This window comes from Bacillus sp. Bvel1, assembly GCF_014872755.1.
GTDB lineage: Bacteria > Bacillota > Bacilli > Bacillales > Bacillaceae > Bacillus > Bacillus velezensis.
This window is the reverse complement of record NZ_JAAOBZ010000007.1, coordinates 874,225-886,816: the sequence shown is the minus strand read 5'-3', so window position 1 is coordinate 886,816 and position 12,592 is coordinate 874,225. Positions and strand designations below refer to the sequence as shown.

Sequence of the window (12,592 nt, the reverse complement as noted above, 5' to 3'; positions counted from 1 at the left end):
TACGAATATTGACAGAAAAGGAGGAGAACAAATGAATGCAAAAAGATGGATTGCGCTCGTCATCGCGCTCGGCATTTTCGGCGTATCGGTCATTGCAAGTGTGACCGTCGGGGTGCTGAAGAATATCGGAGATACAGGGTCTGACTTTGCATCACTGACAGATGACACAGAGGAAGTGACGCTGGATAAGGGCAGCCCCGGCAGTAAAATCGCCGTGCTTGAAGTGGACGGCACGATTGAGGATAACGGCGGGTCCGCTGGCCTGCTCAGCTCAGGCGGGTATGATCACAGATCATTTTTAAAACAGGTTGAGCGTGCGAAAGAAGATAAAAGCGTCAAAGGAATTGTACTGAAAATCAATTCCCCGGGCGGAGGCGTGTACGAAAGCGCGGAAATACATAAAAAACTGGAAGAACTAAAGAAAGAAACGAAGAAACCGATTTATGTATCCATGGGCTCCATGGCGGCATCGGGAGGCTACTATATTTCAACGGCCGCCGATAAAATCTATGCTTCACCGGAAACGCTCACGGGTTCACTGGGCGTCATCATGGAAAGCGTCAATTATTCCAAGCTCGCCGATGAACTCGGCATCAAGTTTGAAACCATTAAAAGCGGCGCGCATAAAGACATCATGTCCCCGACCCGCGACATGACGAAGGAAGAAAGAAAGATCATGCAGACAATGGTCAACGATTCTTATGAAGGATTTGTCAATGTCATTTCAAAAGGCCGGCACATGTCAAAAGCGGATGTAAAAAAAATTGCCGACGGCCGTGTTTACGACGGCAGACAAGCGAAAAAAATCGGCCTCGTTGATGAGCTCGGTTTTTACGATGATACGATCAGCGCGATGAAAAAGGACCATAAAAATATGAAAAACGCTTCAGTCATCACATACGAGGAAGGATTCGGATTAGGCTCGCTCTTTTCCATGAGCGCAGCGAAAATGTTTAAAAGCGAAATTGATTTTCTGAATATGAAAGAACTCATTTCGCAATCCGGTTCGCCGCGGATGATGTATCTCTATGCAAAGTAGGGGGGAAGAAAGAATGGACGCGACTTACGAAGGCTTTCACGGCAAAGAAGAGGAAGCCGAACAACAGAGGGCGCCCGAGCAGGCATATGCGGGCTTTTGGATCAGGTTTTGGGCGTTTCTTCTTGATTGGCTGGTGGTCTGGGGACTTAACCATCTCATCGTTTCACCGATTTTCACGCTGATGAAGCTCCCGGCAACAAGCGGAATGTTTACAATCTCAGCTTATTCCGTCACAACCCTGATCGTCTACCTCGCCTATTTTGTGTTCATGACGAAATGGTTTCATCAGACACTCGGCAAGATGGTCTTCGGGTTAAAGGTCACTTCTTTGACGCCCGGAAAGCCGCTGACTTGGAGCACCGTCATTTTCAGAGAAGCGGTGGGGCGTTATATCGATAAAATCTGGATTCTCTATATCGTCATTGCGTTTACGCCCAAAAAGCAGGGCATTCACGATCTGATCGCCGACACAACGGTGATTCACGAAGCGCTGTACCGCAAATAAAAGCAGTAAACCCGGAATAAACGTCCGGGTTTATTTTTTTTGGTTTTGGCGATAATGCTGCTAAGGAAGTGAAGCCTATGGGATATGCCGCAGCAGCTGTTATTCTCATTCTCATTTTGGTCTGGCTGCTCATGAGGATGAAAATCCATCTGACTTTCGAATATCTTCACGATAAAGATAACGACAAACTGACGTTTAAACTCTCGGCCTTATACGGGTTGGTCCGTTTTAAAAAAACGCTGCCCGTCATTAAAGTAAACAGCGAAGACGCGTCTATTGATGTCAAACAGGACACGAAATCAGAAATGAAAGGTCAGAAAAAAGAGAAGAAAAAAATCACATATGAAGATGTCAAACAGAGCATTCACAGAATAGAAATGATTCTGCACCAAGTCTTGCAGATGCGCCAAATCGCCGCCTCATTTCTTGCGGGAGTCCGTGTTACGAAGTTTGAATGGGTGACGGTTATCGGAATAAAGGACGCCGCCGTTACGGGAATCGCCGCCGGCGGATTGTGGGCCGTAAAGGGAGGCCTTACGGCGATGCTGTATGATCATCTGCGTTTCATACATAAACCGGTGTGCGAAGTCATTCCGTCTTTTCAAGTGCCTGCATCCAAGACGCATTTGCAGTGTATATTCTTTTTTCGTTTTGGACATCTTATAGGTGCAGCTTTCAAATTGCTCAAATACGGGCGGAACGGACTTTCTATCATACGAAAGAAACAGCCGGTTCCGGTTGCTTCAAAGAATGATTCATCAGTTTAAGGAGGAGCGCATATGGCAGACCACCCCATTCAAGGTTTAATGAAAACCGCTATGGAAAATTTAAAAGAAATGATTGACGTGAATACAATCATCGGCGACCCTGTTGAAACGCCTGACGGCAGCGTAATCTTAACGGTTTCAAAGGTCGGATTCGGATTTGCGGCGGGCGGAAGCGAGTTTGGAGGAAAGCCGGCTGAAAAAAGAACCGATGATGATGAAAGAAAAGAGCAGAAACTCCCGTTCGGCGGCGGAAGCGGCGGCGGAGTATCCATTACGCCGATTGCGTTTCTGATTGTCGGAACAAACGGCGTGCGTATGCTTCATTTAGACGAAAACACCCATCTGATTGATAAACTGTTAGACTCCGCGCCTCAAACGATTGAACGCATCCAGCATATGTTTAAAAAGAATGAAAAAGGCCGGAACCAAAAAAGAACGGATATCGATTTATAACAGAAAAGTTAACTGCCGCCCGCAGTTAGCTTTTTTTACGATGCGGCATAACCTTTGCAGTTTGCATAAAACTCGACTATGATAGAGCTATACATAGATAAAGGGAGGAATCAGAATGGCTGAAATTACATTTAAAGGCGGAGCCGTGACGCTGATCGGACAAGAAGTGAAACCGGGTGACCAAGCTCCTGACTTCACGGTTTTGACAAACGGATTAGAAGAGAAGACATTAGCAGATATGAAAGGGAAAGTAACGATCATATCCGTTATTCCTTCCATTGACACAGGCGTATGTGATGCGCAGACACGCCGCTTCAACGAAGAAGCCGCAAAACTCGGTGATGTGAACGTTTATACAATCAGCGCCGACCTTCCGTTTGCACAAGCGCGCTGGTGCGGAGCGAACGGAATTGATAAAGTGGAAACATTATCGGATCATAAAGAGATGTCATTTGGTGAAGCATTCGGTGTTTACATCAAAGAACTTCGTCTTTTGGCGCGTTCCGTATTCGTCCTTGATCAGGACGGAAAAGTCGTTTACGCGGAATACGTAAGCGAAGCGACAAACCACCCGAATTATGAAAAGCCTATCGAAGCTGCAAAAGCGTTAATCAAGTAAAGAGGGAAAAAGAGCTCCGGGTGCTGCCGCGGAGCTCTTTTCATGGCAAGGAGGAAACAGCATGCAACACGATCATGTCGGTCAGATTTATGAACTTTTAGATGAAGCCGCCCAAGTGATAGCAGAAGGCCTTGAGATTTCTTATATTGAGGGGCTTGCGGAGGCGGGAGAGATGTATTTTCTTGAAACAACGGACCAGCTTTCGCTTCAGGAAAAACAAACCGGCGAGCTTAAAAGCCTGCTTGCGAAAGCAGACTTCAGAAAATGGGAGCATGAATGGATCCGCAAGGCGTTCCAGCTCGCCATTTTAAAAGGACTGAAAGATAAGTCCCATCCGAACAGACAGATGACGCCTGATACGATCGGCCTTTTCATCAGTTACCTCGTGAATAAATTTACGGGCGGCCGAAAAGGCCTGACGTTGCTGGACCCCGCCTGCGGCACCGGAAATCTTCTGCTGACCGCGGCAAACCAGCTTTCTGACAAAGCGGGAAAAAGCTTCGGCATTGAAATCGACGATGTCCTTCTGAAGATCGCATATGCGCAGGCGAATCTGCAGGAAAAAGAAATGGAGCTGTTCTGCCAGGACAGTCTTCAGCCGTTATTTATCGAACCGGCCGATGCGGTTATCTGCGATTTGCCGGTCGGCTACTATCCCAATGACGAAGGCGCTGAAGCGTTTGAGCTGAAAGCGGATGAAGGCCACTCATTTGCCCACCACTTATTTATTGAGCAGAGCGTCAAACATACAAAACCGGGCGGATACTTATTTTTTATGATTCCGAACCATCTGTTTGACAGCGCGCAAAGCGATAAACTGAAGCGGTTTTTTGCGGAAAAAGTATATATCAACGCCCTGCTTCAGCTGCCGGCTACTATGTTTAAAGATGAAGCGCAGGCAAAGAGCATTTTAATCCTGCAGAAAAAAGGCGAAGACGCAAAGCCGCCGAAACAAGCGCTTTTGGCGAATCTTCCTTCTTTTGCGAACCAGCAGGCGATGCGGGAGATGATGGCAAAATTGGATCAGTGGATTTAAAAAGAAAAATAATGGCGAAAAAGCAGTGTGAGACGCAAAATTCCGCGCTGCTTTTCGCTTTTTAAAATGAATGGAAATCAGGGCGAAAACACAAATTAAGGAAAGAAAATAACATTCCGTAAGGCCGTGCCGTCCATTTGGCACAAATGAGATTTATCAGAAAATATCGACTTCGTATTGTAAGCGGTACCAATGTGGATGTTGACTTGAAATGCTGAGTTGACAATGTTTAAATGGAAAAGTCAGATATTTTTTGGACCGCAGTTATGGTCTGGGAAAAAAGAACGAACAAACGAAGAAGAATTTTGATAGGAGCGTCATTTATGTCTAAAATTATTGCAATTAACGCAGGAAGCTCATCTTTAAAATTTCAGTTATTCGAAATGCCTTCAGAAAAGGTGCTAACAAAAGGTTTAGTAGAACGGATCGGTATCGCCGACAGCGTTTTCACTATCTCTGTTAACGGCGAAAAAAATACAGAAGTGACAGATATTCCGGATCATGCGGTTGCGGTGAAGATGCTGCTTCACAAGCTGACTGAATTCGGTATTATAAAGGATTTAAACGAAATTGACGGAATCGGCCACCGTGTGGTTCACGGCGGAGAAAAATTCAGCGATTCTGTTTTGCTTACGGATGAAACAATCCGTGAGATTGAAGAGATTTCAGAACTTGCGCCGCTTCATAACCCGGCTAACATCGTCGGCATTAAAGCCTTTAAAGAAGTGCTTCCGGATGTGCCTGCGGTTGCAGTGTTTGATACGGCGTTCCACCAAACGATGCCTGAGCAATCTTACCTGTACAGCCTTCCGTACGAATACTACGAGAAATACGGCATCCGCAAATACGGTTTCCACGGCACTTCTCATAAATACGTGACACAGCGCGCAGCTGAGCTTCTCGGCCGCCCGCTTGAAGATTTGCGTCTGATTTCCTGCCACCTCGGTAACGGCGCAAGTATCGCGGCCGTAGAAGGCGGAAAATCCATTGATACGTCAATGGGCTTCACACCGCTTGCGGGTGTTGCGATGGGAACACGTTCAGGAAACATCGACCCTGCATTGATCCCGTACATTATGGAAAAAACGGATCAGACGGCAGATGAAGTATTAAATACATTAAATAAAAAGAGCGGACTGCTTGGCATATCCGGTTTCTCAAGCGACCTCCGCGATATCGTAGAAGCTTCAAAAGAAGGAAACGAAAGAGCGGAAACGGCTCTTGAAGTGTTTGCGAGCAGAATCCATAAATACATCGGTTCTTACGCTGCGAGAATGAGCGGCGTTGACGCGATTATTTTCACTGCGGGTATCGGTGAAAACAGCGTTGAAGTCAGAGAACGCGTGCTTCGCGGCTTAGAATTCATGGGTGTATATTGGGATCCTGCGCTGAACAACGTGCGCGGCGAGGAAGCGTTTATCAGCTACCCTCACTCTCCTGTCAAAGTCATCATCATTCCGACTGACGAAGAGGTCATGATCGCACGTGACGTTGTCCGTCTTGCACAGTAATGATCGAAAAAAGCACATCCTTTAGGGTGTGCTTTTTTATTGAATGCCCCAGAATCAAACGTTACGATATGTTTAATACATAAACGATGAGGTGAAGCAATGAGTGTGCATGAACATAAACAAGAAGCCCCGTCAGCCGTGCGCTGCAAGGTGATAACAGTCAGCGACACGAGAACGAAAGAAACCGACAAAAGCGGGCGCGTCATGATGGATTTCATCAGAGAAGCGGGATTTGAAACGGTCGCTTATGACATTGTAAAAGATGAAAAAGATGAATTGCAGAAAGCCGTTTTATCCGGCTGTATGGATGAATATACAGATGCGGTGCTGTTAAACGGAGGGACGGGCATTGCCGAAAGGGATGTCACAATTGAAGCGGTCACGCCGCTGTTTTCAAAAGAACTCCCGGGGTTCGGCGAGCTGTTCCGCATGCTGAGCTATACGGAGGACATCGGCTCCGCCGCCATTTTGTCCAGAGCGGCAGCGGGTGTGATCCGAAATACCGCAGTCTTCTGCACGCCCGGCTCCTCAGGCGCCGTAAAGCTTGCAATGAGTAAACTGATTATTCCTGAACTGCCTCATGTGCTCCGGGAAATCCGAAAAGATTTATAAATGTATAAAAAGGCTCTGCTCCGCTCAAAAAATTGGGTGGGGTTTTTTTTATAAAAGGCTTGAAAAAACAGAATTTACTTGTTACAGTGTATACATACAAAATGCATTTTTATTAATTAAAACTAATTTTTATACAAAGGGAGCTTTTAACATGGCAGAACAAAAAAAGGTTGTATTGGCATACTCAGGAGGTCTTGATACTTCTGTAGCGATAAAATGGCTGCAAGAACAGGGATACGATGTTGTTGCCTGCTGCTTAGATGTTGGGGAAGGAAAGGATTTGGCATTCGTTCAGCAAAAAGCGCTGGAAGTTGGCGCCGTAAATTCCTATGTGATTGATGCGAAAGAAGAATTCGCCCGGGAGTACGCGCTCATTTCTATGCAGGCCCATACAATGTATGAAGGCAAGTATCCGCTCGTATCTGCACTATCCCGTCCGTTAATCGCGAAAAAACTCGTGGAAGTGGCGGAAAAGGAAAACGCGGTGGCCGTAGCGCACGGCTGCACGGGAAAAGGAAACGATCAGGTTCGTTTCGAAGTATCCATTAAATCATTAAATCCTGATCTGGAGGTCATTGCTCCGGTCCGTGAGTGGCAATGGTCGCGTGAAGAAGAAATTGAATACGCCGCAAGCCGCGGCATACCGATTCCGATCAATCTTGACAGCCCGTATTCCATCGACCAGAACCTATGGGGACGCGCCAATGAATGCGGTATATTAGAAGATCCGTGGGCGGCGCCGCCTGAAGGGGCATATGACCTGACAGCATCTCTTGAAAACACGCCGGACGTTCCGGAAATCATCGAAATCGCATTTGAAGCCGGTGTTCCGGTTTCAATCGACGGCGTAACCTACCCGCTCGCTGATTTAATTCTCAAGCTGAACGAGACTGCCGGAAAACACGGCATCGGCCGGATTGACCATGTGGAAAACCGCCTGGTCGGCATTAAGTCCCGTGAAGTTTATGAGTGCCCGGGCGCCATGACTTTGATTACGGCTCACAAAGAGCTTGAGGATCTGACTTTAGTGAAAGAAGTGGCCCATTTCAAACCGGCAATTGAACAAAAACTGTCTGAAATCATCTATAACGGTTTATGGTTCTCGCCGTTAAAAGACGCGCTGCTTGCATTCCTGAAAGAAACCCAAAAGCATGTCACCGGCGTCGTGCGCGTCAAGCTGTTTAAAGGCCATGCCATTGTAGAAGGACGTAAGTCGGAATATTCACTCTACGATGAAAAACTTGCGACATATACAAAAGACGATGCGTTTGACCATCACGCGGCAATCGGTTTCATTGAGCTTTGGGGGCTGCCGACAAAAGTAAACAGCATTGTGAAAAAGAAGGAGCAGATTGAAGCATGAAGAAGCTTTGGGGAGGCCGTTTTCAAAAAACACCGGAAAAGTGGGTCGATGAGTTCGGCGCATCCATCACATTCGACCAAAACTTAGTCAAAGAGGATATTACAGGGTCTCTCGCTCATGCGGCAATGCTGAAAAAATGCGGCATTCTGACGGAAGAAGAAGAAGGTGCCATCCGTCAAGGGCTGCAGACTCTCCTGCAAAAAGCTGAGGAAGGAACGCTTGAATTCTCTGTTGATTATGAAGATATTCATTTGAACATTGAAAAAATGCTGATTGAAGAAATCGGACCGCTAGGCGGAAAGCTCCATACAGGCAGAAGCCGGAATGACCAGGTGGCGACCGACATGCATCTATATTTGAAAGATCATGTCTCGCATATCATCGTGCTGATTGAACAGTTCCAAAAAGCGCTGATCGAAAAAGCGGAGGCCAATGTCGAGACCATTCTGCCGGGGTACACCCATTTGCAGCGGGCCCAGCCGATTTCTTTCGCCCACCATCTGCTTGCTTATTTTTGGATGCTTGAACGGGATAAAGAGCGTTTTCGGGATGCTATGAAGCGGATTAACATATCGCCGCTCGGATGCGGGGCGCTTGCCGGAACTACGTTTCCGATAGACCGTAACTATTCGGCGGAGCTGCTCGGTTTTGACTCCATTTACGAGAACAGTCTTGACGGAGTCAGTGACAGAGATTTTATTCTCGAGTTTTTAAGCGGCAGCAGCATGCTGATGATGCACCTTTCACGTTTGTCAGAAGAAATCATTCTATGGTGCTCGCAGGAATTCAGATTCATTGAACTGGATGATACGTACGCGACGGGAAGCAGCATGATGCCGCAGAAGAAAAACCCCGACATGGCGGAGCTGATCCGCGGTAAAACCGGACGCGTATACGGTGATATGATGGGTCTTTTCACAATTATGAAAGGACTCCCGCTCGCTTACAACAAAGACCTGCAGGAAGATAAAGAAGGCATGTTTGACACAGTAAAAACCGTTGAAGGAAGCCTTCAGATTTTCACGGGCATGATTGAAACGATGAAAGTAAACAAAGACATCATGAAACAAGCGACAAAACAAGATTTTTCAAACGCGACGGAACTTGCCGATTATTTAGCTAAAAAAGGCATGCCGTTCAGAGAAGCGCATGAAGTGGTCGGCAAGCTTGTGTACAGCTGTATTGAAAAAGGAATCTATTTAAGTGACATGGCATTTGAAGAATTCCTTCAAGCCAGCAGTCTCTTTGAAGAAGATATCTATACCGTGCTCGATCCGCATCATGCGGTTGAAAAAAGAATGAGCGCCGGCGGAACGGGTTTTCAGCAGGTAGAACAGGCGCTCGTAAAAGCAAAAGCCTGCGCCGGCATTTAATTTGCTGAAATTTCCTTCATATTTTCCCGTCATATCAGACACCCTACATCTATAAAAGATGGGAGGTAGAAGGAATGCGCAAAGAACAAGACCGTTACATCTATGATGAAAAAGAAAGTGAAGAAACGGCCAGGCTTATCTCAGAGGCATACCAAAGCGGTTATGTCGGCATGGAGGAAGCCTCTGCTCCTTCAGAAAATTAAGCTGTCTGTAAAGACGGCTTTTTTTTCGTGCGGACGAAGTGCAAAAAAGTGATATTGCCGTTTGTTTATAGTAAAGTAGAGGGAGAAACGTCTTGATTTTATTGAAGCGGCTACGTTGCCTGGGGAGGGTATTCAATGTGCGACATGCTCTAATCACTGCCGGTACAAAGGGATTGGGCCGAAAAGTGACTGAAATGCTTCTGGAAAAAGGCTTTTCTGTCACAGTGAATTACAGACAGGACGAAGAAGCGGTCGCTTGTCTGAAGGCGGATTATCCCGGGTGCCATGACAGATTGCAATTCGTTAAGGGCGATGTAACCCGGAAAGAAGATCTCATGCGGATCGCCGATGCAGCCCTTCAGCGGTTTGGAAGGATTGACATACTGATTAACAATGCCGGGCCGTACATATTTGAGCGCAAAAAGCTTGCCGATTACTCCGATGACGAATGGTATGGCATGCTTGAAGGGAATTTAAGCGCCGTTTTCCATCTGTTTAAAGCGGTTATCCCGGTCATGAGACAGCAGCGCTTCGGCCGGATTATTACATACGGTTTTCAAGGAGCGGACCATGCCCCCGGCTGGCTTCACCGTTCCGCTTTCGGAGCGGCTAAAGTCGGATTGGCTTCGTTAACGAAAACCATTGCGATTGAAGAAGCCGAATCAGGCATTACAGCCAATATGGTCTGCCCGGGTGATATTGTAGGAGATATGAAAGAAGCGTCTATAGAGGAAGCAAGACGGAAAATCGGCAAAGAAAAGACGCCGATCGGCAGGTCCGGAACCGGAGAGGATATTGCGAGAATCATCGCGTTTTTATGTGAAGAAGATTCCGATCTTGTAACCGGAACGGTCATTGAAGCAACAGGCGGGCTGAATGTGATTAACAGGCATCAATCCCTGTAAGTTTTTTCGTTTGTCAAAAAGGGAACTTGATAAATATTAATTTTTTATGAGGTGAAAACGATGAAAGTGACTTATCACGGACATTCTGTCATTCAAGTGGAAACGAAAACCCATAACATTATTTTTGATCCGTTTCTGACCGGAAACAGTCTGACAAATTTGAAACCGGAAGAAGTGAAAGCGGATGTCATCCTGCTTACTCACGGACACAATGACCATGTCGGAGATACAGAGCAGATCGCCAAACAAAACGATGCGCTCGTCATTGCGCCGAACGAGCTGGCCGTTTATCTCGGCTTTAAAGGTTTAAAGGTCCACCCGATGCATATCGGCGGGGCGCACCAATTTGATTTCGGCAAAGTAAAACTGACACAGGCGTTCCACGGATCGGCGGTCACTGATGAAGAAAACAAAACCATCACATACACCGGGATGCCGGCCGGGATTTTATTAACGATTGACGGCAAAACGATTTTCCACGCCGGCGATACGGCGCTGTTCTCAGATATGAAACTGATCGGGGAACTGAATCACATTGACCTGGCGTTTCTGCCGATCGGTGATAACTTCACCATGGGGCCTGAAGATGCGAAACTCGCGGCTGAATGGCTGAGAGCGAAACAGGTCGTTCCCGTTCATTACAATACATTCCCCGTCATTGAACAGGACCCTGACGCTTTCGCTGAAAGTCTGCCCGGAGGCGTCGGCAAAGTCATGGCGGTCGGCGAGACCATTGAGCTTGCCTGACATATGTGTCAAAGACCTTCTGAATCAAGCATTCAGAAGGTCTTTTTTGTGATGCCGCCTTTTTTCGGGCGTCTCATTGCGAATGAATCCCCCGTACCCTTATAATAAAAGCAGAAGACTGTCCTTAGAGGTGAAACGCTTGGCAACAAAGCATGAACAAATCCTATCATACATAGATTCGCTTCCTGTCGGTGAAAAAATTTCGGTCAGAAGAATTGCGAAAGAAATGAAAGTCAGTGAAGGAACGGCTTACAGAGCCATTAAGGAAGCCGAAAACAAAGGATTCGTTTCCACTATTGAACGTGTGGGGACCATCCGGATTGAACAGAAGAAAAAAGAAAATATTGAAAAGCTGACATACGCTGAGGTCGTCAATGTGATCGACGGCCAGGTGCTCGGCGGAAAAGCAGGTCTGCATAAAACGTTGAATAAGTTTGTGATCGGGGCGATGGAGCTTGACGCGATGATGCGTTATACGGCGGCGGGGAACCTGTTAATCGTCGGGAACCGAATCAACGCCCACCGCCAGGCGCTTGAAGCGGGCGCGGCCGTTTTGGTAACAGGAGGGTTTAATACCGACGACAGCATTATCGAGCTGGCCGATATGCTTGAGCTTCCGATTCTCTCCACGAGCTACGATACCTTTACGGTAGCCGCGATGATCAACCGGGCGATCTATGATCAGCTCATAAAAAAAGAGATTGTGCTCGTGGAAGATATTTTGACGCCCGCAGATCGGACAGTGACGCTGTTCCCTAAGGATAAACTGGAGAAATGGTACGAAAAGAACTATGAAACCGGACACGGCCGCTTTCCGGTTATCGATCAGCAGATGAAAATCCACGGAATCCTCACACCGAAAGATATCGCGGGGCATGACCGGTCAGTTCCCATTGAAAAAGTAATGACCAAAAACCCTGTCACGGTGATCGGAAAAACATCTGTCGCCTCAGCGGCTCAAATGATGGTTTGGGAAGGAATTGAAGTGCTTCCGGTGACAGACGGGCATCACAAACTGATCGGAATGATCAGCCGCCAGGATGTCTTAAAAGCGCTTCAAATGGTTCAAAAGCAGCCTCAGGTCGGGGAAAAGCTGGATGATATTGTTTCAAGGGGATTTAAAGAAGAGGAAGATAACAAAACGCCGGCCGTTTATCAATATGAAGTCACGCCGCAAATGACCAATCAGCTCGGCACGATTTCTTACGGGGTGTTTACAACGATTTTAACCCAGGCCGCCAGCCGATTTTTACGCTCCCGCAAACGCGGCGAGCTGGTCATTGAAAGCATTACGATTTTCTTCCTGAAGCCCGTACAGATGGAGTCAGTCATAGAAGTGAAACCGCGCATTTTAGAGGCGGGCCGGAAATTCGGGAAAATGGAAGTGGAAGTGTCAAGCCAAAGCGGCATCGTTTCAAAAGCGATGCTCATGGTGCAGCTGATGGAGAGAAGTTAAGGG

General features: G+C 47.0%; 14 protein-coding genes. All 14 read left to right on the top strand.

The genetic code is table 11. The features are described from left to right. The first annotated feature begins 31 nt into the window (after window positions 1-31). Window positions 32-1,039 (top strand): signal peptide peptidase SppA, encoded by a 1,008-nt coding sequence (gene sppA, locus HAP68_RS13650; RefSeq protein ID WP_003152419.1) that lies wholly within the window; start codon window positions 32-34, stop codon window positions 1,037-1,039. A gap of 13 nt (window positions 1,040-1,052) precedes the next feature. Continuing rightward, window positions 1,053-1,544: an RDD family protein gene (locus tag HAP68_RS13645; RefSeq protein ID WP_007408048.1), complete on the top strand. Its 492-nt coding sequence runs from the start codon at window positions 1,053-1,055 to the stop codon at window positions 1,542-1,544. A 77-nt stretch (window positions 1,545-1,621) separates the two neighbouring features. Continuing rightward, on the top strand, window positions 1,622-2,311 hold the full coding sequence (locus HAP68_RS13640; RefSeq protein WP_003152422.1) for a DUF2953 domain-containing protein: 690 nt from the start codon (window positions 1,622-1,624) through the stop codon (window positions 2,309-2,311). 12 nt (window positions 2,312-2,323) lie between these two features. Continuing rightward, window positions 2,324-2,764, top strand: coding sequence for a GerW family sporulation protein (gene ytfJ / locus HAP68_RS13635; RefSeq protein ID WP_003152423.1), 441 nt, complete (start codon window positions 2,324-2,326; stop codon window positions 2,762-2,764). A gap of 115 nt (window positions 2,765-2,879) precedes the next feature. Next, window positions 2,880-3,383: a thiol peroxidase gene (gene tpx / locus HAP68_RS13630; protein ID WP_007408050.1), complete on the top strand. Its 504-nt coding sequence runs from the start codon at window positions 2,880-2,882 to the stop codon at window positions 3,381-3,383. 61 nt (window positions 3,384-3,444) lie between these two features. Continuing rightward, complete coding sequence (locus HAP68_RS13625) at window positions 3,445-4,419, top strand: class I SAM-dependent methyltransferase (RefSeq protein ID WP_041482378.1); 975 nt, start codon at window positions 3,445-3,447, stop codon at window positions 4,417-4,419. 323 nt (window positions 4,420-4,742) lie between these two features. Next, window positions 4,743-5,930 (top strand): acetate kinase, encoded by a 1,188-nt coding sequence (locus tag HAP68_RS13620; RefSeq protein WP_003152426.1) that lies wholly within the window; start codon window positions 4,743-4,745, stop codon window positions 5,928-5,930. A 99-nt stretch (window positions 5,931-6,029) separates the two neighbouring features. Further along, on the top strand, window positions 6,030-6,542 hold the full coding sequence (locus HAP68_RS13615) for a MogA/MoaB family molybdenum cofactor biosynthesis protein (protein ID WP_003152427.1): 513 nt from the start codon (window positions 6,030-6,032) through the stop codon (window positions 6,540-6,542). 151 nt (window positions 6,543-6,693) lie between these two features. After that, complete coding sequence (locus tag HAP68_RS13610; protein ID WP_003152428.1) at window positions 6,694-7,905, top strand: argininosuccinate synthase; 1,212 nt, start codon at window positions 6,694-6,696, stop codon at window positions 7,903-7,905. Continuing rightward, the gene (gene argH / locus HAP68_RS13605; RefSeq protein WP_003152429.1) at window positions 7,902-9,278 is read left to right on the top strand and encodes an argininosuccinate lyase; all 1,377 of its coding nucleotides are present in this window, start codon (window positions 7,902-7,904) and stop codon (window positions 9,276-9,278) included. Before HAP68_RS13610 ends, argH begins: the two co-directional genes overlap by 4 nt. Before the next feature lie 74 nt (window positions 9,279-9,352). Next, window positions 9,353-9,481, top strand: coding sequence for a hypothetical protein (locus HAP68_RS19655; RefSeq protein WP_003152430.1), 129 nt, complete (start codon window positions 9,353-9,355; stop codon window positions 9,479-9,481). A gap of 137 nt (window positions 9,482-9,618) precedes the next feature. Further along, window positions 9,619-10,386, top strand: coding sequence for an SDR family oxidoreductase (locus HAP68_RS13600; RefSeq protein WP_003152431.1), 768 nt, complete (start codon window positions 9,619-9,621; stop codon window positions 10,384-10,386). Window positions 10,387-10,446: 60 nt separating this feature from the next. Further along, window positions 10,447-11,133 (top strand): metal-dependent hydrolase, encoded by a 687-nt coding sequence (locus HAP68_RS13595; protein ID WP_003152432.1) that lies wholly within the window; start codon window positions 10,447-10,449, stop codon window positions 11,131-11,133. Window positions 11,134-11,272: 139 nt separating this feature from the next. Next, window positions 11,273-12,589 carry a CBS domain-containing protein gene (locus tag HAP68_RS13590; RefSeq protein WP_003152433.1) on the top strand — a complete coding sequence of 439 codons (1,317 nt, stop codon included), beginning with the start codon at window positions 11,273-11,275 and terminating at the stop codon, window positions 12,587-12,589. Window positions 12,590-12,592: the final 3 nt, after the last annotated feature.

Bases quoted from the DNA above. Each gene is read 5' to 3' on its own strand.
- sppA (WP_003152419.1), top strand. From the start codon at position 32: ATGAATGCAAAAAGATGGATTGCGCTCGTCATCGCGCTCGGCATTTTC.
- HAP68_RS13645 (WP_007408048.1), top strand. From the start codon at position 1,053: ATGGACGCGACTTACGAAGGCTTTCACGGCAAAGAAGAGGAAGCCGAA.
- HAP68_RS13640 (WP_003152422.1), top strand. From the start codon at position 1,622: ATGGGATATGCCGCAGCAGCTGTTATTCTCATTCTCATTTTGGTCTGG.
- ytfJ (WP_003152423.1), top strand. From the start codon at position 2,324: ATGGCAGACCACCCCATTCAAGGTTTAATGAAAACCGCTATGGAAAAT.
- tpx (WP_007408050.1), top strand. From the start codon at position 2,880: ATGGCTGAAATTACATTTAAAGGCGGAGCCGTGACGCTGATCGGACAA.
- HAP68_RS13625 (WP_041482378.1), top strand. From the start codon at position 3,445: ATGCAACACGATCATGTCGGTCAGATTTATGAACTTTTAGATGAAGCC.
- HAP68_RS13620 (WP_003152426.1), top strand. From the start codon at position 4,743: ATGTCTAAAATTATTGCAATTAACGCAGGAAGCTCATCTTTAAAATTT.
- HAP68_RS13615 (WP_003152427.1), top strand. From the start codon at position 6,030: ATGAGTGTGCATGAACATAAACAAGAAGCCCCGTCAGCCGTGCGCTGC.
- HAP68_RS13610 (WP_003152428.1), top strand. From the start codon at position 6,694: ATGGCAGAACAAAAAAAGGTTGTATTGGCATACTCAGGAGGTCTTGAT.
- argH (WP_003152429.1), top strand. From the start codon at position 7,902: ATGAAGAAGCTTTGGGGAGGCCGTTTTCAAAAAACACCGGAAAAGTGG.
- HAP68_RS19655 (WP_003152430.1), top strand. From the start codon at position 9,353: ATGCGCAAAGAACAAGACCGTTACATCTATGATGAAAAAGAAAGTGAA.
- HAP68_RS13595 (WP_003152432.1), top strand. From the start codon at position 10,447: ATGAAAGTGACTTATCACGGACATTCTGTCATTCAAGTGGAAACGAAA.